We start from the raw sequence: 26,481 nt of genomic DNA, 5'->3' as shown, positions 1-26,481 counted from the left end.
AATAGTTCAGGGTTATTTCAGGCTCTATTCCGGATAGCTCGCTTTCACCCAGCCATTGGAGAATGCCGTAGCCAATCCCACGGTTCGGTACACGGCGCAAGATTTCTTTGGTCTGCTGGATGTCTGCTCCCGGATCTTGACCGATGCCTGTTATTGCCACCGGATAGATACTTGTGAACCATCCCACCGTCCGGTCCATCACGTACTCTTCTCCAATCCGTTCCCGTCCGTGACCTTCCATCTGCAGGGCAGCTGTTCCTTGTCCTGTTACGGTCCACATGGCCTGGGCCAGCGCGGTCACCAGCAAATCATTGATCTCGGTATGGTATGCCCGGTTGGCCTGATACAACAGAGCTTCTGTCTGCTCCACATTCAGACTAATCTCCAGGTGTCCAACCCCTTCTCCGCTGCCTCGGCCGCTCCAATGCTTGCCGCTTTCTTCCATCTGTGTTTCTACGGTTTGCCAGTACCCGAGTTCCTGCTGAAGCTCAGCGCTCTTCCGGTACCGTTCCAAGGCTTGGCTCCATCCTGCATACGACCCGGTCTTCGGAGGTAAGGTTACTGCCAGCCCAGCCAGAATCGACGCATAAGCTTGCTGCAGATCTTCTAACAGAATCCGCCAGGATACCCCGTCAATCAACAGATGATGCACTATGAGCAACACATAATCCCGCTCATTGGTGTGAAACAATCCGAGCCTTACGAGAGGGCCGTTCGCCAGGTCCAGACTCCGTTGCATCTGATTGGCCTGCTGATGCATCGCTGTCCGCGCCTCTTCTTGATCCGTCATCGAGCGATAATCCAACACTGTCATTTCATAGGCCGCACCGGATGCAATAGGGCGAATGGTTTGCACACCGTCACGGTAAACTGCACGCAGCATGTCATGATGAGCAGTGATCGCATCCAGAGCTTGCCTCAATGCGGTCTCATGGATCGGTTCCACACTCTCCAGCAGGAAGGACTGATTGAAATGATGGGGTTCGCCCAACGATTCGGACCAGAATTGACATTGGATCGGCGTAGGGTTGACCTGGCCGGTTACTTCGCCTTGCTCTGCTGTACTGGCGACACTAGCCGTCACTTCTGAACTCATCCCGCGAATCGTCCGTCCTTGCATTATGGTTCTCACACCGAGATCATACCCCTGTTCCCTCATCTTGGACAGAATGCGGATGGCTTTGATTGAGTCTCCCCCCAAGGTGTAGAAGTCATCATCAATGCCGACCTGCTCCAGTCCCAGCACCTCACAGAATACAGTTGCAATGACTTCTTCCAGTGCGTTCCGCGGTGCAGTGTAGGTCTGCGTCGAAGTCCGGTCCGGTTCTGGCAGAGCTTTTTTGTCCAGTTTACCGTTCCTTGTCAGCGGTAGAACCTCCAGCTGTACCACGTAAGATGGCACCATGTATGAAGGCAGGCTGCTGCGCAGATTCTCCCGAATTTGCTCCCCGTCCAGCTCAGCTTCGCCCACGACATAAGCACACAGATAGTCATTACGAGTGTTATCCGTTTTAACAACTACAACAGCATCCTGAACGAATTCTATATTGCGTAAATGAGTCTCGATCTCACCTGGTTCTACACGGTACCCCCGGATTTTAACCTGATCTCCAATTCTGCCAAGATACTCAATCGTACCATCTGTCTTCCACCGGGCTAAATCTCCGGTTCGATATATGCGACCGCCAGAAACATAAGGATCGGGGACAAATTTTTCGTTAGTTAATTCTGTTCGATTAAGATACCCTCTGGCCACGCCCGCTCCACCGATACATAACTCGCCCGGTATTCCATACCCACATAACCAATCATCCTGTAAAATATAAATCTGCGTATTCCACAGTGGTCGCCCGATAGGGACGTTATTTTCATATTCTTCCTCAAGCTGCATATAAGTAGCACAAACCGTAGCCTCTGTAGGCCCATATAAATTCACAAGTCTGTCCGTTCCTCTACCTGTCAGTTGCGTATATTTATTTACCAAATCGGATGTAAGAGGTTCGGCACCCAAATAAATTTTCTGCAAAGACATCAACTGTTCAGCTAATTGATGCAGCTCTGCATATTCCAGAATCATTCTGAATGAAGATGGAACAATCAGAGCATGGGTTACCTGCGTTTTGGCTATCAACTCCAACAGCTCTTTCGGGTCCCTATTTTCCGATTCAGTTGCGATGACAAGTTTTCCTCCAGCAAGGAGGATTGAAAATATCTCCCATACAGCAGCATCAAAAATATAAGTGGATTTCTGTAGCATTACGCTGTCTTCATGAAGTTCGCCCGTTGCACGCTGCCATGAAACCAAATTGACCAAATTTCTATTTTCTACCAACACACCCTTGGGCTGACCCGTTGTACCGGAAGTGTATATAACATAGGCCAGATGTTCTGGCTTAGCTAAAGGCTGAGGATTTTCTTCAATTTCTTCCTGCACCTCTGCCACATTTAATAGTTGTATTGCCTGTTGTTCTTCCAGTGCAGCCGCAGTTTTTATCGTGTTCTCCTCAAAGACAATATGGCTTGTTCCACTATCTTCAATAATATATCGAATACGCTCTAACGGCTGCTCGGGATCGATTGGCAAATAGGCAGCCCCAGCTTTTAAAATGCCGTAGATTCCAATAATCATATCCAGAGAACGTGTTGCAATCAAAGCCACGATTTGATCAGGACCTACCCCTTTTTCTAGTAAAGCAGCACCAACAGCATTAGCTCTTGCATTCAGCTCACGATAAGTTAATACCCGTCCCTGAAATTCCACAGCGATATGCTCTGGAACACGCGCAACCTGCTCCTCAAACAGCATAATAGCTGTCTTTTCACAGTTTGATTCCCGAGCAGTGTTATTAAAATCGGTTAACACCCTTTTCCGTTCGTCCCAAGTAATCAGTCCAAGCTCGCTAAGTACAAGATCAGGCTGAGCCATGATCTCCCCTACAAGTTCTTTGAATTGCTGTGCCATATGCTGTAGCGTATCTGCAGCAAACAAAGCATCACAATATTCCCAATTCACGTTGTAACCCTCTTCGACCTCTTCCACACTCACGGTGAGATCAAACTTCGCTACGGTAAGACCTACATCCATAGATGTTAAGAGCGCATCGTCAAGTTTAAAGCTTCCTTGTTCATTCTTTTGCAGCACAAACATGATATCAAACAACGGGTTACGCGAGGGATCACGTTCTACACCAATTTTTTCTACCAATTCGTCAAATGGATATTCCTGATATTCATACGCTTTCAAGCATCGTTCTTTAATCTGACTCAACAACGTCCGAAACGTCATTCCGGTCCGGAATTCCCCACGTATGGCTAATGTGTTCACAAACATTCCCAACATATCTTCTGCCTCTGCATGCACACGGCCAGCTATAGGGCTTCCGATGACAATCTCGTCCTGACGAGTGTAACGATTCATCAGTACCATGAAACAAGCCAGTAAGATCATATATTCTGTCGCACCGCTATGCTGACTTAACTGTTTAACCCGCGCTTCAAGTTCCAGCGGTAATAACAGATCTATGCTTCGCCCTCCGTATTGCTGCTGCTGCGGTCTTGGATAATCGGTTTTTAAATCAAGCGTAGAGACTTCTCCAGCAAACTCTTCTATCCAGTAGCACTCCTGCTCACTCATATCCCTTGAATTTAACCACGCGCTGTAATCCTTATATTGTATACGCAGAGGAGGTATTTCCTCGTTATTATAGAAACGGCAAAGATCTGATAGGAGGACATGTTTAGATCCATCATCAAAAATAATATGGTGGATATCCAGCATCAGGATATGCTCATTGGATGAGATTCGAACTATTTTAGCTCGCATCAGAGGAGCTTCACCAAGATTAAACGGTCTTACATGTTCTTTGAATATCTGTTGTATGTGATCTTCGGATGCTTCTTCATAGTCAAGACAGATATCGCCCTCTTCCTTAACCACTTGTAAAAACTTATCTTTTTGATGCACAAAATAGGTTCTGAGAGGCTCGTGCCGTGCACAAAGCTGGAAGAAGGAGCGCTGTAAACGCTCCACATCAATCTCTCCATCAATTTTCCAAAGCATCGGGACATTATAGACAATATCGTTTCCATGCATCTCGGTAATGGCGAACATTCTTTTTTGTGCTGAACTCATTCGATACTTTTTACTCATGATTGTTAGTCCTCCTCTTCTAATGCCACTGCGATATATGAGTAGTTTGAGTCTGAAATATTCGAATCTTGAGTCTCTTTCTTAGAACTAACCAGTGCAGACAGGTTCTTTGCCGTGCGTTCCACTAAAATATCCCGTAGTGTAAGCCTGACGCCAAGAGCCTGATCTATCGCATTCACCAATTTGGTTGCCTTGAGAGAATGTCCCCCTAGTTCAAAAAAGTTATCTTCTATGCTAACCTGCTCCAAGCCTAATATTGTACCGATTGCATCGGTAATCACTGTCTCTATTGGATTGGTAGGTGCAATGTAGACCCTGCTAGATCTAAAATCAGGCGTAGGTAATGCTTTTTGATCCAGCTTACCGTTAGGTGTTAGAGGTAAACTATCCAGCTGTTCTAAATGCGATGGCACCATATAAGATGGCAGTTCCTCTTCCAAGCGTTTTCTTACATGTGACAAGTTCAGCTGATCATCACCCACAAGATAACCACATAGAAACTTTTCATCGTTATCCTGCCTTATCGTAACAACCGCATTCTGAACACCAGGACAGGATCGCAAATGGGCCACAATTTCATCCAGTTCAATTCGGAAGCCACGAATTTTGACCTGCTGATCCATTCTTCCAAGATATTCAATGTTACCATCTTCCCGCCATCTCCCAAGGTCACCTGTATGGTATAAACGCCCTCCCGAAAGCATTGGATGAGACCTGAACCGTTCCTTGGTTAGTTCTTCCAGGTTTAGATAACCTCTTGCAAGGCCATCCCCCCCTATGCAAATCTCCCCTGGTACACCTATACCGCATAGTTCTTCGTTTTCAAGAATATATACTTGGGTATTGGAAATCGGCTTACCAATCGGGATTGGCATCGTCATATCCTGACCGATATCAAAGGTAACTGCAAATGTGGTACTTTCAGTCGGACCATACCCGTTAACAATCCGAATGCTAGAGTTCGCCTCTCTTAAATGCTGAATATGCTGGAATGAAACCTGTTCCCCTCCTATGATCAATTGAGAGACAGGGTCAAATACATCCACTTGCTCAGCAACGATATGATTAAACAAGGATACCGTTAACCACATCGTATTAATTTGGTAGTGACTTACAGCCTGTTTTAGGCTTGCTGGATCAGTCAATATTTCCTCTTCAACCAGGAACAGCGCCCCCCCATGAAGCAGAGCTCCCCATATCTCAAACGTTGAGGCATCAAATGATAAAGAACCAGTTTGCAGGATTCGGGCGTCGGTAAAATCAGCATAGTTCGTCTCTTTGACCAGCCGATTAATGCTTCGGTGCTCGACCATGACCCCTTTCGGTTCACCCGTCGTTCCTGATGTGTACATCAGATAAGCAACGTCATCAGCATGAACAGGACAGTCTACACCCGTGACCTCTTCCTTTGCTTGCACCACGGTTTCAGGCAGAGAAGCGACTCTTTTCCGCGCTCCTTCGGATGTCAGCATGGACAAGGTTATAACTTCAGCGGCCTTCAGCGCTTGTGGTTTCTTTTCACCGATAAGCACTACTTTGGCTCTACTGTCCTTCAGCATGTAAGCTATTCGCTGATCTGGATATTTGGGATCAATCGGCATGTACGCTGCTCCGACCTTCAAAATCGCCAAAATCCCCGTGATCGTATGTGTATTCCGCTCTGCCATGATCCCCACATAATCTCCGCGCTCCACGCCCGCTCGCCGTAACTGTTCTGCCAGCTGAGTGGAACGCAGCTCCAGTTCACGGTATGTCAACTGCTCTTCGGCTGACACGACAGCTAGCTGATCAGGAGTCAATACAGCCTGAGAATGGAACAGATCTACCACGCTTCGGTCAGAGGGATATACCGTGTCCGTTGCATTAAATTGTTGCAAAATCCATTGATATTCTTGTTCTGACAGCATTGGAAGAAGCACTAACTCTTCTTCTGGCTGAGACAGTACTGCCTTTAGCATTACATGGTAATGATTAGCCATTCTTACTATTGTTTCTTCGACGAACAGATCAGTGCAATACTCCCAATGGAGATTGTAGCCGATATCCGTTTCGGCCATGCTTACAGTCAGATCGAATGTAGCAGACAAACTGTCCAACGTAACAGGTAACAACCGGGTCTCTTCCACGCTCAGCTCCGATTGCTTATCGTTAAATACAAATACAACATCAAAGATCGGATTGCGCGATGGATCTCGTTCGGAAGATACGTTATCCGCCAACTGGTCAAACGGATACTCCTGGTTCTCCCCTGCAGCAAGAAGCTTCTCCTGGACATGCTTCAGCAGCATGACAAAAGTATATTCAGGCTGTATTTCTCCTTTGATAGGCAAGGTGTTAACAAACATGCCCAACATATCCTCTGTTTCTGGATGCACTCTTCCTGACACTGGGCTACCTACCACTACCGTATTTTGTCTGCTGTATCTACTCAGGATAAGCATGAATACTGACATCAAGACTGCATATTCAGTCGTTCCGTGATGGCGGGCAAAACCTTTAATGAGCTCACTTGTTTCTTTGTCCAAAGAGAAATCAAGGCTATCGCCATTGTGACTTTGCTCACGCGGGCGAGGGAAGTCGGTTTGCAGATCCAGAACAGGACATTCTTCAGCAAACTCGTTCAGCCAGTATTGTTCCTGTCTATGCAAATCATGGCGTTGTTCCCAAACAGCATAATCTTTGTATTGAAGTTTGAGCTCTGGCAGAGTATCCCCATTATAAAGATGCAGCAGATCACTTATGAACGTATGCTTGGAACCTGCGTCAAAAATAATATGGTGAATATCGATCATCAGCAGACTTTCTTGCATCGACATTTCATGTACGCCGACTCTCCACAGCGGAGCTTCATTCAGATTAAAAGGCTGAACAAATTGGGCTAATAATCCTGGTACAGTTTCATGTTCTGTGTCGTCATGCCATAATTCCCAATCGACATGATCAGCGATGGTCTGACGGACATCCCCATCTTCAATAGAGAAAGATGTTCTCATTAGCTCGTATCGCTCGCATAACCTATCCAATGCCGTTTTCAGTCGATGCAAATTCAGTTTGTTTGCCCTGAACATCATAGGGATGTTATACGTAACGTTACTGCTCTGCATTTCATGAATCATATAAATTCTTTTCTGAGCAGCACTGACGGGATACCAATCTCTCTCTACCAAAGATTCAATCGGATCGTATACATCTGAATGTTTCACTGCCGAGAATAACCCTGCAATATTTCTAACGGTTCTGGCCATTAAAATCTCACGTATCGCTAATCGGTGACCTAAACTTTTATCCAGCTTGTTAATTAATCGCATAGCGCGAAGTGAGTGACCACCCAGATCAAAAAAACTATCATCCAGGCTAACCTTGTTGATACCTAAAACCTCCATGAAAGCTTGCTGAACAGTACTTTCTGTCTCGTTCAGGAACTCGTTTACCGAAATTGAATCCTCCAGGTAAGGTGTAGGTAGAGCACGTTTATCCAGTTTGCCATTTGACGTTAATGGGAGTCGCGCAATCACTTTGATATACGAAGGCACCATATAGGAAGGCAGCATTTTGCTTATCTCTTCACGAATATAAGTAGGTCCTTCGATTTCTTCACCCACAACATATCCGGCAAGAAAAAGCTCATCATTCACTTTGATTGGTATACAAGCTGCATCGAGGACATTTTCAATCTCTCTCAGCTTACTCTCTACTTCGCTGACTTCGATGCGGAATCCCCGGATTTTAACCTGTTCTCCGATCCTGCCTAAGAATTCGATATTGCCATCATCGGTCCAACGCGCCAAATCGCCCGATCGATACATTCGTCCATCTTCATGAAAAGGGTCCTTCACAAATTTCTCTTCCGTGAGTTCCGGCAAATTCATGTACCCTCTGGCCACGCCTGCCCCTGCGATGCAAAGCTCACCTGGAATACCTACTCCGCATAGCTGCAAGTCGTTCAGGATATATATGCGGGTATTAAAAATAGGTTTACCAATGGAAGCCAGGGCGCGGTTACCCCTTTTGAATGAATAGGAAGTTGCTGTAACCGTTGCTTCTGTAGGACCATAGAGATTGCTTAGACGATCCAATGCTCCTTCCGTTATTTCCTCAAATTTTTGAAGTAGCTCGGAAGTCACAGGCTCAGCTGCCAAATATATTTGTTTTACCGCTCGAAGTTTATCCGTTTTATTCTGTTCTTCTGCATATTCCATAATGATTCGCAGCATAGAAGGAATTAGTGCAATGTGACTACCCGGCATGATTTCAAGCAGTTGTTCCGGATCCTGATGCTGGGAATCATCGATAATCTTTAGTTTACTCCCTGCAATCAGACATGGGAATATCTCCCATACAGATCCATCAAATACATGTGTCGTTTTCTGGATGACCACACTATGCTCGTCATAATTGCCCACTGCCATTTGCCATATCGCTTGATTAACCACATGCAGATGCTCAATCATAACGCCTTTGGGTTTACCCGTTGTGCCCGAAGTATATATGACATACGCCAAGTGATTCGGCTTCGACACAGATGATAAATTTTTCTCTACCTTGTTCCGATAGTTTTCAAGTTGAATGGCATGCCTGTCATTTAGAATCTCTGTTATTTTCTCACTCCCTGGGCCTGTTACAACGCATGTGACGGAGCTGTCTTGAAGCATGTATTTCATGCGTTCAACCGGATAATTCGGATCGATAGGTAGATAAGCTCCTCCTGCCTTCAGAATGCCAAGCATGCCAACGATCATGTCCGTACATCTCTCCAGTGCAAGCCCAACAATCTGATCGGGCACCACCCCTGAAGTACGTAATTGTTTGGCTACCGCATTGGCTCTTTTATTCAAATCGGCATACGTAAGAAAATCGGAACCATATTCAACAGCAATTTGGTTTGGAGACTTTTCAACTCGATCTTCGAATAAAGAGATTAATGTTTCCTCCGTGGGCAAGGGAAAACCATTGTCATTAAAGGTGTTAAGTACGGTTTCTTTTTCTTCGGCACTTAACCAATCCATTGAGGATAATGGCATGTCTGGGTACTGCAGACACTGCTTTAGTACGCTTTCAAAATGGGCAGCCAAATGAGCAATAGATGACTGCTTAAAAATATCTTGGCAATATTCCCATTGAAGCTCGTACCCATTGGCTCCTTCCTCAATACTGAGCGTGAGATCAAAAGAAGATGCAACACTCTGTAAAGGAACAAAAGCAGATTTAAATCCACCTATGGATGCAGGTGCCTGGACATTGTCCTGAAGCACGAACATGACGTCAAATATGGGGTGACGTGAAGGATCACGTTCCACACCACTTTTCTCAACCAGCTGTTCAAAGGGATACTCTTGGTGTTCGTAAGCTTCCAAACATTTCTCCCGAACCTGCTGCAATAGTTCACGAAAGGTCTGTTTCTCCCTAAACTCTGCCTTGATGGCCAGCGTGTTCACAAACATGCCCAGCATGCGCTCAGTTTCCGGATGGATACGGCCAGCAATTGGGCTTCCAATGATTACTTCTTCTTGTCTGCTATACCGATTCAGCAAATACATAAAGCAGCTCATTAACAACATATATGGAGTCGTGTTGCTGTGTTGGCTCCACTGTTTCACCTGTTGGTGCAATTCAGCATCTACATAGGCCAGGATACTGCTACCACGATAACTTTGCTGCATCGGTCTAGGATAATCGGTCTTCAAATTTAAAACCGGAATCTCATCATTAAACTGAGCAAGCCAGTACTCTTCCTGTACTTGCAGGTCTCTTGAGTTTTGCCAAAGACTGTAGTCTTTGTATTGTGAATCTAACGGAGGCAATAGATTGCCGTTATATAATTGTTCAATATCATGTAATAGTAAAGCTTTGGAGCCGTCGTCAAAAATAATGTGATGAATGTCAAATAACAGCAATGTTACATCATCTGTTCCATACATCATCCCTGCTCGCATGAGCGGTGCTTTGCCTAGATCAAATGGACGGACAAAATTTTGGACTAGCTGCGGAAAATCTTTCATGCTGCCATCAAGCATAGTGAAAATTGGTTCAGCATCTTGATTAATGATCTGTCTAAACTCTCCTTCTTCGTAAGCAAAGTTCGTTCGGAGAATCTCATAACGCTGAAGCAGTATTTGAAGTACTTTTGCAAAATGTTGAGCGTCCAGCTTACCCTTCACTTTCAGTGCAAAGGGTACATTATAAGCCAGGCTTTCCGTATCCATTTGCTGAACAACAAACATACGCTTTTGGGCATAACTCATCGGGTATACATCCAATCGTTCCCTGATCAGTGATGGAAACACATCGGAAGATGCTTGTTTGCACTGAGAAATCACTTGAAGCAAATCCTGCACGACTGGGGCATTAAACACATCTTTTATACTAAGCTTTGAACTCATCCGTTTTTCTATAAGATTCACCAGCCTAGTTGCTCGCAGGGAATCACCACCAAGTTCGAAAAATTGATCCGTCATGCCAACTGCCTGTAATCCAAGCACTTCTTGCAGAATTTCAGTCAACAGTATTTCTGCTGGCTCAGCTGGCGGAACATAATTGGCCGACCTCACGAAATTCGGCTTCGGGAGTGCTCTTTTGTCCAGTTTCCCATTAGAAGTGACAGGTAATTTATCCATTTGGATAAGATGTGAAGGAATCATGTATTTAGGCAAAAATTCGGCCAATTTTTGTTTAATGCTATTACTCTCCATTTCCTCTTCAGCCACGAAGTATCCACATAAATAGGGGTAGCTACTATCTTCTCGTTTGATAACGACCGCGTTACTGATCTTTTCCAGACTACGCAGTTTGCTTGTAACTTCCGCAAGTTCGATACGGTACCCCCTAATTTTGACCTGATCATCAATTCTACCCAGATATTGGAGAGTCCCTCCCTCCATCCAGCAGGCAAGGTCACCAGTGCGGTAGATTTTTTCACCTGGAACATATGGATTATCCAAAAAACGTTCAGCCGTTAGATCAGGCTTGTTGATGTACCCTCTAGTTAGTCCTGCACCACCAATGTACAGTTCGCCTGCCATACCAACACCACAGATTCGATCCTCATTCATAATATAGATGGTCGTGTTGGAAATCGGATTGCCAATATGTACAGCACTTAACGGTTCATTCAGCGGAACGGCAAAAGATGTTGCAAATACCGTTGCTTCTGTAGGACCGTAACAGTTAACTAGCTGGGTCGTACCTTGTGAACCAGCGTAAAAGCGCTCTGCCAAAGCAAGTGGAAGTGCTTCTCCTGATAGTACAATTCGTGTCAACGAAGATAAGGCAGACCAATCCGCTGCAAGCGTAAATTCTTCTAATACGGAAGGGACGAATGAGGTACGGGTTACATTACACTTCTTAATAGCTTCCATGATACGAGAGGGTTCTTTTTCATCTTCCTTGGGTAAAAGTATGACCTTAGCACCAGCTAAAGGAGCAACAAACAATTCCCATATCGATAAATCAAAAGCATAGGTCGTCTTGGCTAAAACAATGTCATATTCTGTAAATTGATCCCGTAGCATCCATTGAGTAAAATTAACCAGGTTTCGATTTTCAACCATTACCCCTTTGGGAAGCCCAGTCGTACCAGAAGTATAAATAACGTAGGCTAAGCTCTCAGGCTCGCTTCTCCGTTCAAGATTGCTCTCATCTCCTTCATCACCAACAGAGAGGGGTAAAATCTCATGAGAAGTTATTGAGCGCATACGGTCAATGTAGGCATCCTCGGCTACTACGACCATAGTCCCACTATTTTCCAGTAAATATTTTATGCGCTGATCCGGCAGTTCTGGATCTAGCGGCATATATGCTGCTCCTGACTTCAGAATTCCATAAATCCCCACCATCATTGAAATGGAACGTTCTGTAATAATTCCAATGATGTGATCCGGTTTGGCTCCCATCTCTCGCAACTTTTGCCCCATACGATTGGCTCTTCCATTGAAGTCTTTGTAAGTGATCTTCTCCCCTTTGTATTCAAAAGCAATATAATCGGGGCTCTGGTCTACCTGGGACTCAAACAGCTCGATAAATGTAGAATTTTGATCGTACGGAATTTTGCTTTTATTGAAGGTAGTCACCATTTCCTGCTTTTCATTATCGCTAATGAGTTCTATGTCTCGTAGCAAACTAGACTTGCGGTTAATCATTTGTTCGGTGATGGTCAGTAATCGGCTATGCATTCTTTTGATCATATGATGAGTTATGTGCTCAGATTGCGTTTGGTATGTGACTAAAAACCGTTCTTGTTCTTCCACAATTCCCATCGTTATCGTGTTCCTGTAATCGGAACGATCCGAAATCATATGGTCTAGATTCAGCATAATGGTTATCCCAGATGTACAATGCTGCTGCCACAATGGGTCATTCAACCGTTGCTTCAAAAAATCATCAACCAGCAGTTGTTGGTCCGTTTGGACCTGTAGAGATATTGATTCTCCATCGGAAGTGTTCACTTCAATAAACGATGTATCACTTCCAGAAATGAGATTCTCATAATAACCACAAACAGAAGCCAGTAACAATGGTACATTTACTCCGTAATCTGAGATAAATTTCCGAATTGACTGCCCCAGTGACTTGTCTATCCCCATCTTGTACTCCTGACTCATGTCAATCATGTTAGCCTCCTACAATAATTGTAATTAAATTGAAATAAAGATAAAAAAATAAAAAACAAAACAAAAAATCTCTTTTAATGATAAATATGGATCTAAAGAACCATATTCTTCACTAAAAGAGAATATCCTTCACCGTTTTTAGCGTTCGACAAACAATCTGAAAGTTTGACAAAAAATAAGCCATTATTTTGACAAAATTGGCTGCCTCAATTCATTGGAAATGGACTGACTGACTTCCCAAGCCATACGCTTGGCTTCCTGATTAATAAAGAAGTGACTCGGCCCCATTCGATGATACATACAGAATTTTGAACAAAGGGGTGACCAATCAAAAATTTGTCTCTGCTGATTCTCCTCATCAGAATAAAGTACAGTGATATTAGCATCGATCCCCTGTCTACCTTGTTCATACGAATATTTTGAGTAGAGATCAAGATCTTTAAGATATTTCGGTACGATCCACTCCAACAAGGTTTGTTGTTCTGTGATAGGAAGATTTACTCCCATACTAGACAAGTTAGCTTTCACCCTCTTTTCCACATCTGTACGTGTTAAATTCTTCGCTGTATGTTGACTTGGGGGAACATGAGCTGCAAAGAACATGTGAATCGGTTTTCTATGGTACTTTTGTAAAATCTCATAATAAAGTTCGTACGCTACAAGGCTCCCCATGCTATAACCCATTATGGCAAAAGGTTTCTCGTCCCATAACTCCTGCACTTGAACCGCCAACTCCCGAACCATATGTTGGAAGCTTGAGTTCATATTCTTCTGCCCCAGCTCGGAATATTCAATGGGTATCATTTCAATCCATTCAGGAAGATTAGAGGCAAATTCATAATACATGGATGAACTTCCACCAGCATAAGGCAAACAGAATAATTGCATTCGCTTCATTTTTGTTCTTTCTCCTTTTTCGTAAAAGCTGTCTGATCAAACCTGCGTAGTTACTGTATCTTGCGTTGTGGAGTTTTCACTTGATGAGCTCAACAGCTTTTTCATAACGAGCGATATAATGATGGTGATCATACCAATCAAGATAACGAGAATGTACATATTATTCGTAAATTTATCAATCAATGTTCCTGTCACCACTTGACCAATAGGGACTGCACATGTCGATATAGCAAACAATATAGCCATCACTTTGCCCAACAAAGCATTAGGCGTTTTTTTCTGCAGGAGTGTAGTAAAAAAAATGTTAACAAGTGTAATGACAAACATAATTAACATGGCACAGAGAGAAAACACGAGATATGCAATAATGGGTTGTTGATCCCCGCCCAACCAGGAAGGGTAAATAGCGAAAGCCATAGGTAAAAATATAATTCCGCTGCCTAAAAAGTATAAATATAAGTTGTTAATTCTTATTTTCCCTGCAACAAAGCCTATGACCGCAGCAGCAACGATCATACTCAATGATATTCCTCCTTGTGTATACCCGAAGTATTGATCTTCCATATGCATTAGCACTTTAATAACATAAGGAATACCCACTAAAAAAAGAGGAGTTATAAACAAATTAATCAATGCGGCAATCATAATAATTTTAAGTAAGAAGGGATTCTCTTTATGAATGTAGCGAAATCCTATTGCTAGATCCGATCCAATCGTTTTGAGCATTCCCTGAACTCTGGCCTCTTTGAAAAAAGGAATCCGGATAAAAAGTTCAATGATCGCAGCAATCAAAAAACTGGCACACGTAACAGCGACGATAAATTCAATCCCTGCAAATCCGTAAATCAGTCCTCCGAGCACAGGACCTGCAAAGTTTGTGATGGCTCCGATGCCCGATACTGCACCGTTAGCCTTCATTAATTTATCCTCTTCAACCAACAAAGGTATACTCGCTTGCACAGTAGGGTGATAGAAGGTGCTGACCAGAGCTAATATTGTCATAACTGCTCCAATGATAATAACCATGTCACCTGATCCTGCATAAAGGAATGCAAGCAATCCACCCGTTACTACAAAACTGATGAAGTCGAAGGACACAATTAGATGTTTTCGATTTACCCGATCCGCGATCGCTCCTCCAATGGGGGATAGAAGTATGGTGGGTAACGTTGAAACAGCAAGCAACACAGCAAACGTCTCTGCAGAGCCTGTAAAATCAAGAATATACAATGACAGTGCAAAACGTAGGATAGCACTTCCAAATAAGGTAATGATCTGTCCTATCAGAATCAGGTTGAAATTTCGATTAAAACCTAATAAGATATGAACTCCCCCTTTGTTGCAGGATTAAAGCTATTTGAATTGATAATTAATCACTGCACTGACAAGCGCACAACAACCGAACAAAATGAACCACCAAGCCCATTTATTCCTGACATGCCTGCGTTTGCTATTTAATACACCATAGACTCCTATGATTAGTACAATAGAGGAAAAGGATATGCCCACAATCCAGCCTGCCATTTGCATGCCTCCTTCATTTTCATCGGATTACTCAGTTACCTTCTCTTTAAATGAAAGGATCCCCCACGAATATCGATTTGAAATTGCCTTTTTCCATTTTTGTATGAGAATCGTTTAGGTTGACCCTGTACAGGAGTCAGTTCAAAATCGCTTTTTAATGCGCCTGATCTTTCGTTCAGCTGCACTTCAAAGCCTTCTTGATCTGGAATGCAGACTACGGCCTTCATTCCAGTGGATATAGAATGGAAACTATTTGGAGTTTGAAGACAATCCATATGAAGCCCCCTCCCCGTAGTCTTCGATTCCACATGTTGAAATTCACCTGTAATCTCGATCTTGGATGAACTGGAGTGGAGAATGAATCTATTTGCTTTTACATTATTTGCGTAGAAATCTGATGCCGTTGCGTATACCTCAAGCTTTTCCATGTTTCCGGATATCGTTAAACTGCCCGAAGTGACTTTACATTGACAACGGCTAGCTTGAATTCCATTCATCGCAAGCTGACCACCTGTTGTTTTCACTAGAATGGAATTTAAAACACGACGAGGGACGTGCAGTTCCAAAGCGGTCCGGCCGAGATTAAGTCCAATGAAACCTGCTTTTTTTCGTCCATCCACAATACTTAATTTATTGCCGGTAATACTTGGCTGCATTAATTTTCGCTCGGAATAGCGCTTATCAGCATACTGCATGATCTGAATTAATTCATCGTCCCCCAAAAGTACATGAATATCGCCTGACAACCAATCCAACTCAATGTCATCTATGGGTTGATCTACATCTATCGTTTTACAGAGGCTAAGTTCACTGCTTTTCAACACTTTTCTTCTCCCCTTTCTTTGCCTTCATACCACAAGGTCATTCTGTCTCCATCGTATGGATGCGATTCATCAATTCCATGACGATAAACACCCCTAACGCAATCATTATTAATGCCAGGAAAATCAGAAGAAGCTGATTTTGGGCACTACCAATCACGAGATTCCCAATAAGTGCACATAGAAGCAAAGAAGATACGATAGCAGACGGCACAGATTTGCGAACGAACCCGATACGCATAGCGGCTAGACTACAAACGCTCGCACTAATGGATAGACTGACAATGGTTAATATCATCGATAACACCAGATTTAACGACATTTTGTCATTTACAATGGGAGCCACCGATTCCGTCATTGCAAAAATGAATAACGCCAGTAAGTTCCCTCCGATCATCGCAATCGTTGAGAAGCTTGAAACGAGAATCACTTTGGCGAGCAACATCTTTTTCCGATTTACAGGATACGTAAACAACAATGTCAAACGATTTCCAGAATACTCTTCGATCACTACTCGGGAATACATGACTGAAGCTAATACAGAAAAACAAATCATGCTAATAATCGAAGTAAACAAGAGAATGTTGGGGTACGTTTGAAAGTCTGCCTCATTCTCAACCTGGGCCACGTAAGCTATAAAATAAACAAAAGCGATTAAACCCAGGGACACCGCTACACTTGCTTTTAAGTACACGTTCATTCTGTGCCTTTTCAGCTCCAGACGGATAAGCTTACGCAATTTCTGTCCCTCCACTCGTCACTTCAAAAAAGTATTCCTCCAATCCATTTGGAAACTTTGCAAGGATTTCAGTCATATGCATCTCACGGATAATTGAGCCATTAACAATGACTCCAATAATATCAGCCACTTGTTCCAGTTCTGAAATAATGTGACTGGAGATCAAGATAGACATCCCATATTCGTTGACAAAACGTTTAAATAATGCCCTCATTTCCCGAATAGCTAAGGGATCAAGTCCGTTAATCGGCTCATCCAGTATCAAGAGCTTGGGTTTGTGAATGACGGCTCTGGCAATAGCAAGACGCTGGCGCATACCTAACGAAAATGTAGAAACCACTTGGCTACCTGTCTGTTCAAGCCCTACCATTTCCAAGAATTCCATCACATTGTTATCATCTTTATCCATATAAGCGAGATGAATCTGCAAATTCTCCTTTGCCGACAGATGTTCAAAAAAAATGGGTACTTCTATCAGACTCCCCACCTGTCCCAGCATCTCATCCCGGTGAGTCGAAACATCCATTCCAAGTACTTTGGCATGACCGCTGCTCTGCTTTAGTAAACCAGTTAATATTTTCATCACCGTGGTTTTCCCAGCTCCGTTCGGTCCCAAAAAGCCATAGATACTGCCCTCCGGCAAGTTCATCGTACAGTTTCGAATGACTTCTCTCTCGCCAAAAGACCTAGAGATACCTTCCATTTCTACAATTAAGCCCTTCCCACTCATCCCACATAGCCTCCTGTGCTAGCATGCCGATTCGTAATTCGCTGAATAAGCTGTTCACTTACGATATCCGCTCCCAAAAGCTTCATCATGTGCTGTAGAAACTTGAGTCTTTCCAATGTCTGTGCCTGATCTCGTCCAAAAAGAAGAGGGTTGATCCAGATATTAACGAGCAGCATGAAGATTTCAGCGCACTCCAGCGGGTATTCGACAGAAATCGATCCATCGCTCTTGCCTTGCTCCATGATATTGGCAATAATTCGTGCGTCTTTTAGAACACCCTTCCTGATTCCACCAAGTACAAACTGTGGATTCTTGATTTGAGTGCTTAGAACCTGATCAATTGAATTAGATTGTATCCCAGGATCAACGATAATATTTTCCAAAATACTGATGAGCTTCTGTCTGGCATTCGGAGCATGCGTGTTCTGGATGAGTTCCATAAACATGTCTTCTGCCCGCCCAAGCTCCTTCTCCATCACTGCACTAAGGATATCCTCCTTGGACTTGAAATGATGATATATTGCACCTTTGGACATGCCTAATTCATCTATAATGTCTTGAATACTGGTCTTTTCATATCCCTTTTCGGTAAACATTTGAGTTGAGACTGCCAGAATCAGGTCCAGTGTCTGCTCAGGGTATTTATTTCTGGCCATAAGTTCCTCCTTATACATACCAACGGTCGGTATCTATAATATAGAGTATGTTGGGTCTTACTGTCAATATGAGGAATTTAAAGAAAAAGAAATAGAAAAAGGATCTCCGTTGAAATACCTCATGGGTATTTATAACGGAGACCCTGCATTAATGGGAATTACTAATCATTTTGTACTGTAGCTGCATTTCCTTCCTGTGCCACAAACTGCTTCTGCGCTAATTCACGGTATACCGGATGATTGCTAATTAATTCTGTATGGGTTCCTGTTCCGGTAACATGTCCATGCTCCAGTACAACAATTTGATCGGAATCCACAACTGTGGACAGTCGGTGCGCGATCACGATCGTGGTTCTGCCTTCCATCAGGTTGGACAAAGCCTGTTGTACTTCATACTCCGAGGTACTGTCCAGACTAGATGTTGCTTCATCCAACATAAGAATATCCGGACTGCGCAGTAAGGCACGAGCAATAGCAATCCGCTGACGTTGGCCCCCGGATAACTTGATTCCCCTCTCACCCACTTCCGTGTCATAACCCTGTGGCAGCTTGTCGATAAAATCGGCAGAATAGGCCATCTCAGCAGCTCGCCTTATCTCATCCATCGTGACCTCACGGTCCAAACCGTACGTGATGTTGTCTTTGATCGTGCCCGCCATAAGAGGACTTTCCTGAGAAACATACCCGATCTTGCTGCGCCAGGAGGCCAACGAATAATCCGTTATGGCTTGTCCTCCATACGAAATGTGGCCTGAATCGGGCATATAGAACTGCTCCATCAAAGAGAACAGCGTTGATTTGCCGCTACCGCTTGGACCGACAATGGCCGTCACTTTTTGTGTAGGTACCGTCAGATTGATACCGTGCAGCACTTCCTCACCTGTAACATAGGAAAAGTGTACATCATGGAATGCAATCGTCTCATTTCCTTTTGGAGCTACCTTGGTACTGTCATGTGGCTCTTCCTCATCGGCAAGGATCGCTTGTATGCGCTCTGTTGCACCTACGACTTTTTGCAAACGAGAGTACAGTGTTGTGAATTGACCCATTGGCATAATGACCTGGAACAAAAGCAAAATGAATGCGACCAATTCACCAGGCGATAACATGCCAGACGCTACGCGCATTCCCCCCACACCCAGAATAACGACCAACACGGCAGTCATGACAAATGTAAACAAGGGACCGATCAGAGCAAGGATGCGTGCTTCCTGCAAGCCAAAAGCGAACATTTTACGAATTCGGGAATCCCCTGCTTCCACTTCCTGTTTCTCCGTGCCGTAGGCTTTAACCAAACGGATCTCGCCAATTACCTGACTGAGCACTGACGTAAGACCTGCCATCTCGTCCTGTTGTTTCTTGGAGATCTTGTACATTTTCTTACCGACTGGCAGAAGAATCAGAAGCGTAAGTGGCACCAGACTCAGAATAATGAGCGACATCACCCAATCCAAGTAAAATAGTAATGCCACGCCACCTACAACAGCAACGATGTTGGACACAAAGGAAACCAGATAATCTGCGATCAATGTCATGATCTGGCTTGTATCATTGGTAATCCGACTCATCGTATCGCCTGTCCGATTGCGATCAAAATACGGCATTCTCAGCGACAATACCTTGTTCCACAGCTTGGTACGAAGCGTTGCTACGACGCGTTGTCCGGCGTAATTTAACATATAAATGCTAATACCCGAGGCAATCGCCTGAATCACAAATGCCCCCAGCAACAATAAAATTACAGATTTGTTCAATGCCGAAGTGGTAAGTCCATCAATCAGACCTTTGGTCATCAATGGTACGATCAGTCCGGCTGTTGTTTGAATCAGGGTTAAGATGAGGGCCAGAATCAGGATCAGCTTTGGCGGATTCGTGGAAGCGATCAGCTTGACGAAATCCTTAAATCCCTTTTTTCCTACCTTCGGTTCATTCTGCCCTGCTTGTTGCTGCTCTTCCATTCCCGTTCCTCCCGTTCTCCATCTGCTCACCAGAGATCATACGTATGAACTTACATGACGTTGCCTTTTGTTATTACAAAACTCCATGCAACACAAAGTTGGCTAAAAAGAGGATGGAGATGCCATACATGACCACAGGTACCTGTTTACCTTGACCTGCTGCCAGCTTCGCTAGTGGATAGGCAATAAATCCAAACGCCATACCGTCCACGATGCTATATGTAAATGGAATCATGACCATGATCAGAAATGCCGGGAAGGCCTCTGTGAAGTCACCAAAATCCATATCTTTCACACCTTGTACCATCAGGCCACCAATAATGATCAAAATGGGAGCAATCGCACTGTCCGGAATGTAACCGAGCAGCGGGATGAAGAAGAAAGTAGCTCCGAATAACACGGCTGTAACGAGCGGAGTCAAACCTGTGCGTCCACCTACCGCAATTCCGGCTGTAGTCTCGGCTGCAGCAACTGGAGGACTACTTCCGAACACCCCTGCCAGCACGGTACTAATAGATAAGGCACGCAGACTTCCTTTGAATCGCTCTGGACGACCAATCATCTGTGTCTGAGCCGTAATTAATCCGATATTTTCGAACACTACAATCAACAGTAGCAAAAATACCGCGATCCAGAACGCCACATCAGCCAGCTTCATCAAAGACAATTCACCAAACAAGCCGCCGTATTGACGCAGCGCATCCATCGCTGATACGGATTCACCCGGGTTCACTGCACCAAGTACATAGGCAAGGCCAGTGCCGACCAGAATACTGATGAGAAGACCACCCTGTACGTTACGTATAAATAAAATCAAGGCAAGCACCAACGTAACGCAGGCTGTAATGACATTTGGATCATTGAAATGCCCAATCGCAACAAACGTGGTCTGATGCGCGATGACAATTCCACTTTTTTGTAAACCGATAAATGTCAGAAACAAACCAATTCCCACCGTAATGCCATGCTGCAGATTTTTCGGGATCGCTTCGCTAATCATTTTGTATAGTGACGTAAACGCAACAATGGCAAACAGTATACCTGTAACGGTTACAACGGCCAGCGCTTCTTGCCAGCTCAATTTCATGGAATGTACAAGTGTATACGTAAAAAATGCATTAATCCCCATTCCGGGTACCACGATAATCGGTGATTTTCCGCCAAATGCCATGAGCAAACAGCCTGCAATGGACGTCAGCAGGGTTCCAACCATGGCCGCCTGCAAGGGCATTCCGGCATCGGAAAGAATTGTAGCATTGACCATAACGATATAGACCACAGCAAAATAGGAAATGGCTCCCGCCACAACTTCCTTCTTCCACTGGTCTCCTGGCTCCATGCCAAGACTTCTGGTCATCCATCCGTGTTTCATTTCGTTCTATTCCCCTCTCTCTATTTATAAATTCAACTAAAGAATGTTTACACTTGCCACTCCGATGACAGAATAACCTTTCGATCGCTGTTATCCCCAGATTTTTTGCATTTCCTTCTCCAAGGGGAAAATCCGGTGATAGCGTATGCTTCCGATGTAGCTTTCTTTCAGAAAGCTTTTAGGCGAACGCTTCGCTTCTCCAGCTTTTTTCTGTCCTCTCCGTTCTCGTGTAAAAAGTTAAGTTGAACCTATATGGCCGCAAATTCATTATGTATGTATCATCATTTCGCGCAGCAGTGATTATCATACACGGTTTTGACTTTGAAGTACATGACGTAACTCTGACATTTATCTAGAGATGCAGTTCGGCTATCATAGATGATTGATGTCCCGTCGTTCTGTCTTTCGACGTATGACCTACACAAAAAAGCGCAGATGCCTTATCGGCATCCACGCTTTTTCTGTTGGCAGCATGTTACTGCTGTTTGTTCTCTGCAATTTCTAACAAATCCTTAACGGCAACACTGACCATAATCAGTCCAGCTACCGGAGGCACGAATGAGTTACTCGCAGGTGGCTGTTTGGCTTTGCGAATTTCCGGAGCATTCTCCGGAACGATTTTTTGTGTTACATCCTCGCGTGGTTTCATCGGCTTTTCAGTCGAGAAGACCACTTTCACGCCTTTTTTGATGCCGTCTTTACGAAGTGTCGTACGCACAACACGAGCAATCGGGTCCATGGTCGTTTTCGAAATATCCGCAACCTGGAATTTCGTAGGGTCCATTTTATTTGCCGCACCCATGCTGGAAATCATCGGAATTTTACGTTTCAGGCACTCTTTAATGAGATGGATTTTGTAGATAATCGTGTCGGATGCATCCAGCACATAATCCAGTTCATATTTGAACAATTCCTCATACGTTTCTTCCGTGTAAAACATATTCAGGGCAATCGCATCACATTCCGGATTGATCAGTTTCACACGTTCCACCATCAGATCCGCTTTTTTCTGCCCTACTGTCGTGGTCAGCGCATGAATCTGACGGTTAATGTTGGTGATGTCCACTACGTCTTTATCAATCAGGATGATGCGCCCAACGCCGCTGCGGGCAAGAGCTTCTACGGCAATACCACCTACACCGCCAATACCGAGCACAGCGACTGTACTATGCTTCAACGTATCCAGACCTTCAGGTCCGATCGCAAGTTCTGTTCTTGAAAATTGATGGAGCATTGAGAATCGATGCCTCCTTTATTTCTTTTCCGCTACCGGTTTACGGGCTACACGGATGTGAAGTTGTTCCAATTGAGAATCATCCACTTCAGAAGGTGCATTCATGAGCAGATCCGTTGCACTTGCCGTTTTCGGGAAGGCAATCGTTTCACGCAGATTTGTGCGGCCTGCCAGCAACATGACGAGACGGTCCAGACCAAAGGCAATACCACCATGCGGTGGAGTTCCATATTCGAAAGCTTCCAACAGATAGCCGAATTTCTCATTCGCTACTTCTGTAGAGAGTCCAAGGGCAGCAAACATTTTCTCCTGAACATCACGTTTGTAGATACGCATTGAACCGCCACCTACTTCATAACCATTGAGAACAAGGTCATAGGCTTGAGCGCGGATTGCACCCGGATCTGTGTCAAACAGATGTACATCTTCGTCTTTTGGACGAGTGAACGGATGGTGTTCTGCCACATAACGTTTTGCATCTTCATCATATCCGAGGAGTGGGAAGTCCACAACCCAAGCAAATTTGAATTTGCTGTCATCAATCAGTCCGAGTTGACGGCCGATTTTCAGACGCAATGCGCCAAGAACGTCAGCAACCACTTTTTTGGTGTCTGCGGAGAAGAGCAGCAAGTCACCATCTTCAGCACCAGTACGCTCTTTGACAGCTTCGATTTCTTCAGGCGTGAAGAACTTCACGATTGGCCCTTTGAACTCGCCGTCTTTCACTTGAATCCAAGCCAGACCTTTCGCACCGTAACGTGCAGCAAATGGTCCAAGATCATCAATCTCTTTACGACTCCATGTGCCACAGCCTTTAGCGTTCAATACTTTGACTTCTCCACCTTTTTCGATGACAGAAGCAAATACTTTCACACCACTGTTCGCTACGATATCGTTCATTTCAACCAGTTCCATACCGAAGCGCAGATCTGGTTTGTCTGAACCGTATTTGCCCATTGCATCTGCATACGTAATCCGTTGGAAAGGCAGTTCCAGCTCAATACCTTTCGTTTCACGCAGCAATTTGGCCATCAGTTCTTCCATCATTGGCAGCAGGTCATCCTGTTGCAAGAAGGAAGTTTCGATGTCGACTTGAGTGAATTCTGGTTGACGGTCTGCACGCAGATCCTCATCCCGGAAACAACGAGCGATCTGATAATAACGCTCAACGCCACCCACCATCAGCAACTGTTTGTAGATTTGTGGGGATTGTGGCAAGGCAAAGAATTCACCTTCATGCACGCGGCTCGGTACGAGATAATCACGCGCACCTTCCGGGGAGCTCTTGGTCAAGATCGGTGTTTCCACTTCAACGAACTCTTCTCCATCCAGGTAGTCACGGAACACTTTGGATGCTTTGGAACGCAGTTTCAATGTTTCGAACATTTCCGGACGACGCAGGTCCAGGTAACGATATTTCAGACGAAGAGATTCATCAACTTCGACACCATCTTCAATGAAGAATGGAGGTGTTTTAGCCGCGTTCAGCACTTCAATTTCTGTAATTTGAACTTCAATTTCGCCTGTAGGCAGGTTTTTGTTAACTGTTTCTGCATCACGTTTAACGACTTTACCTGTTACAGCGATAACATACTCACTACGTACGCGATCTGCGATTTGCAGAGCTTCACCGGAGTATGCCGGGTTAAAGACAACTTGTACAATCCCGCTGCGATCACGCAGGTCGATGAAGAGTACGCCCCCCAAGTCACGACGGGTCTGAACCCAACCGTTCAATGTTACTGTTTCACCGATGTGTGCGGGTGTTAATGCGCCGCAATGATGACTTCTTTTCATAACCAAACTCCTCATTATGTGAATTTCCGTTCTGTGTGGGCAGTTAGTGCCTGCTCCTCAACAGTCCGGTTACGTGTAGACCATGTATTCGAAAAGGCATGTTACCTCTGGCTCGCCAACTTCTGATTAGTCGGAAACGTTGGTGAACCTCAGTAATTTTGCCGGATCAATTGTTGCTATTTTACAGTTTCAAAAACTCTTGCTCATTTACCTTCGCGAATTGCCGCTACCAGATCATCGAGCTTCACAGTTTGTTGCTCACCCGTATTCATCGACTTGAGGGCAATCTCACCACGCTCCAGCTCGTCATCACCAAGGATGGCAGTATAGCGGGATTTGAAACGGTCAGCTGATTTCATCTGTGCTTTCATCTTGCGGCCCAGATAATCACGTTCCCCAGAGAGTCCAGACTGACGAAGTTTGAACAACAGTCGGTTCACTTCACGATCAGCTGCCTCTCCCAGAGCAACAAAGTACACATCCAGTGGAGCCAGCGTAGTAACCTCAATATTTTGGTGCTCCAGAATCAGTTGGATGCGCTCCAGACCAATACCGAAGCCGATACCCGGCTGATCAGGTCCGCCGATATCACCAACGAGACCATTGTATCGACCACCGCCGCCAACGGTATCAATTGCTCCAATACCTTGGGCTTTTAATTCAAAAGCAGTCAGCGTGTAATAGTCCAAGCCCCGAACCAGACGATTGTTCACCGCATAATCCACACCGAAATCATCCAGGTATGCTTGTAACTTGGCAAAGTGATTCAAAGACTCTTCATCCAGGCTATCCAGTATGGACGGTGCCCCAACGAATTTGTCCTGATCGACTTTACAGTCGAGTACACGCAGCGGATTGCGCTCCATGCGGGACTGGCAGTCCTTGCACAGACTATCTTTCATCGGTCTGAGGAACCCAAGTAACGTCTCACGGTATTCTGCACGGCTGGTTGAGTTACCAACGGAATTGATCTCCACTTTGACATCCTTCAAGCCGAGCTCGACGCACAACTGGTAACCTAGTGCGATTACTTCCGCATCAATCGCCGGGTCCAGCGCACCGATGGCTTCTACACCAAACTGGTGAAACTGACGCTGACGACCTGCCTGCGGACGCTCGTACCGGAACATCGGACCGATGTAATAGAGCTTGCTCACATCCGGTTCGCCATAGATTTTATTCTCTACATACGCACGGACAACACCCGCTGTTCCCTCCGGACGAAGAGTCATGCTGCGATTGCCTTTGTCATCAAAGGTATACATTTCTTTCTCAACGATATCGGTAGTCTCTCCTACACCGCGTACAAATAAAGAAGTCTGTTCGAAGATCGGTGTACGAATCTCGCGGTAATTAAACCGTCGACATAGATCCCGCGCTTTTTCTTCTACATACTGCCATTTCTCGACAACTCCAGGCAGTAAGTCCTGCGTTCCAGTCGGTTTTTGAAAAGCCATCTTGATCCCTCCAGCATTGATTTTTCTATATAACAAAAAAATCCCTCGCCCTGTCGCTGTATGCACAGCAAACAAAGGGACGAGAGATTGTGTAATATACATTCACCCGTGGTACCACCCACATTCCGGAAACCTGACACTTTAGCCGTTCAGGTGATCTCTGATGATTCAGGTTTGCCTAAGGCATTCTGATCAAGCAGATATTCCGCTCTACGTGTAACGCACGTCCTGCGCAGGCCAGCTACTGGTCAACAGATCATCTCTGCTGTGTTCGCCGTCTGTTCTCGGGGAAGTCATTCGTCCGCTCATCAAGAGAATCCTTACAGCCTTGGGATTCCTCTCTGGTCATGTGGGCACGGAGTACTTGGTCCCGTCATCAAATCAGTAATATAGTTCAAAAATCGACTTGTATTGACTATAGTCAACGTATTATTTTCTGATTGTAATGAACCGCAGTGCTAAAGTCAAGGGTTAACACGAAAAGATAGCTCTAAAAAATTTTGCTCACGCGCAACATGGTATGTGGATTCCACAGAAAAT

The 26,481-nt window shown here is 44.6% G+C and carries 14 protein-coding genes; all 14 read right to left on the bottom strand.

Going from position 1 to position 26,481, the window contains the following annotated elements; all coding sequences use genetic code 11:
• Positions 1–4,150: amino acid adenylation domain-containing protein (locus tag OM416_RS30890; RefSeq protein ID WP_264936018.1), on the bottom strand; the 4,150-nt coding region annotated here is incomplete at its 3' end.
• Between the two features lie 5 nt (positions 4,151–4,155).
• Positions 4,156–12,756, bottom strand: a complete 8,601-nt coding sequence (locus OM416_RS30885; protein WP_264936016.1) for a non-ribosomal peptide synthetase — start codon at positions 12,754–12,756, stop codon at positions 4,156–4,158.
• Between the two features lie 183 nt (positions 12,757–12,939).
• Positions 12,940–13,653 carry a thioesterase II family protein gene (locus OM416_RS30880; protein ID WP_264936014.1) on the bottom strand — a complete coding sequence of 238 codons (714 nt, stop codon included), beginning with the start codon at positions 13,651–13,653 and terminating at the stop codon, positions 12,940–12,942.
• Between the two features lie 36 nt (positions 13,654–13,689).
• A complete protein-coding gene (locus tag OM416_RS30875) occupies positions 13,690–14,943 on the bottom strand; it encodes an MFS transporter (protein ID WP_264936022.1) in 1,254 nt (417 codons plus the stop codon).
• A 63-nt stretch (positions 14,944–15,006) separates the two neighbouring features.
• A complete protein-coding gene (locus tag OM416_RS30870; protein ID WP_264936012.1) occupies positions 15,007–15,177 on the bottom strand; it encodes a hypothetical protein in 171 nt (56 codons plus the stop codon).
• Positions 15,178–15,212: 35 nt separating this feature from the next.
• On the bottom strand, positions 15,213–15,998 hold the full coding sequence (locus OM416_RS30865; protein ID WP_264936010.1) for a DUF4097 domain-containing protein: 786 nt from the start codon (positions 15,996–15,998) through the stop codon (positions 15,213–15,215).
• 40 nt (positions 15,999–16,038) lie between these two features.
• Positions 16,039–16,737, bottom strand: coding sequence for an ABC transporter permease (locus tag OM416_RS30860; protein ID WP_264936008.1), 699 nt, complete (start codon positions 16,735–16,737; stop codon positions 16,039–16,041).
• Positions 16,730–17,467: an ABC transporter ATP-binding protein gene (locus tag OM416_RS30855; RefSeq protein WP_264936006.1), complete on the bottom strand. Its 738-nt coding sequence runs from the start codon at positions 17,465–17,467 to the stop codon at positions 16,730–16,732. The genes OM416_RS30860 and OM416_RS30855 overlap by 8 nt, the downstream gene beginning before the upstream one ends.
• Positions 17,464–18,123 carry a TetR/AcrR family transcriptional regulator gene (locus OM416_RS30850; RefSeq protein ID WP_264936004.1) on the bottom strand — a complete coding sequence of 220 codons (660 nt, stop codon included), beginning with the start codon at positions 18,121–18,123 and terminating at the stop codon, positions 17,464–17,466. The genes OM416_RS30855 and OM416_RS30850 overlap by 4 nt, the downstream gene beginning before the upstream one ends.
• 161 nt (positions 18,124–18,284) lie before the next feature.
• Entirely contained in the window at positions 18,285–20,081 is a 1,797-nt protein-coding gene (locus OM416_RS30845) for an ABC transporter ATP-binding protein (protein ID WP_264936002.1), read from the bottom strand.
• Positions 20,082–20,154: 73 nt separating this feature from the next.
• A complete protein-coding gene (locus tag OM416_RS30840) occupies positions 20,155–21,453 on the bottom strand; it encodes an NCS2 family permease (RefSeq protein WP_264936000.1) in 1,299 nt (432 codons plus the stop codon).
• Between the two features lie 475 nt (positions 21,454–21,928).
• Positions 21,929–22,687 (bottom strand): tRNA threonylcarbamoyladenosine dehydratase, encoded by a 759-nt coding sequence (locus OM416_RS30835; protein ID WP_264935999.1) that lies wholly within the window; start codon positions 22,685–22,687, stop codon positions 21,929–21,931.
• A gap of 18 nt (positions 22,688–22,705) precedes the next feature.
• Entirely contained in the window at positions 22,706–24,484 is a 1,779-nt protein-coding gene (aspS, locus tag OM416_RS30830; protein ID WP_036616911.1) for an aspartate--tRNA ligase, read from the bottom strand.
• Positions 24,485–24,687: 203 nt separating this feature from the next.
• Entirely contained in the window at positions 24,688–25,941 is a 1,254-nt protein-coding gene (hisS, locus tag OM416_RS30825) for a histidine--tRNA ligase (protein WP_169481821.1), read from the bottom strand.
• Between the last annotated feature and the right edge of the window lie 540 nt (positions 25,942–26,481).

It is taken from the genome of Paenibacillus sp. LS1, from assembly GCF_026013365.1.
Lineage (GTDB): Bacteria > Bacillota > Bacilli > Paenibacillales > Paenibacillaceae > Paenibacillus.
Note: the sequence above shows the minus strand (reverse complement) of the source record. Positions and strands in the feature narration are given on the sequence as shown.

Coding starts and splice junctions, on each gene's coding strand:
- OM416_RS30885 (WP_264936016.1), bottom strand. CDS start 12,756: ATGATTGACATGAGTCAGGAGTACAAGATGGGGATAGACAAGTCACTG.
- OM416_RS30880 (WP_264936014.1), bottom strand. CDS start 13,653: ATGAAGCGAATGCAATTATTCTGTTTGCCTTATGCTGGTGGAAGTTCA.
- OM416_RS30870 (WP_264936012.1), bottom strand. CDS start 15,177: ATGGCAGGCTGGATTGTGGGCATATCCTTTTCCTCTATTGTACTAATC.
- OM416_RS30855 (WP_264936006.1), bottom strand. CDS start 17,467: ATGAGTGGGAAGGGCTTAATTGTAGAAATGGAAGGTATCTCTAGGTCT.
- OM416_RS30850 (WP_264936004.1), bottom strand. CDS start 18,123: ATGGCCAGAAATAAATACCCTGAGCAGACACTGGACCTGATTCTGGCA.
- OM416_RS30845 (WP_264936002.1), bottom strand. CDS start 20,081: ATGGAAGAGCAGCAACAAGCAGGGCAGAATGAACCGAAGGTAGGAAAA.
- OM416_RS30840 (WP_264936000.1), bottom strand. CDS start 21,453: ATGAAACACGGATGGATGACCAGAAGTCTTGGCATGGAGCCAGGAGAC.
- OM416_RS30835 (WP_264935999.1), bottom strand. CDS start 22,687: ATGCTCCATCAATTTTCAAGAACAGAACTTGCGATCGGACCTGAAGGT.
- aspS (WP_036616911.1), bottom strand. CDS start 24,484: ATGAAAAGAAGTCATCATTGCGGCGCATTAACACCCGCACACATCGGT.
- hisS (WP_169481821.1), bottom strand. CDS start 25,941: ATGGCTTTTCAAAAACCGACTGGAACGCAGGACTTACTGCCTGGAGTT.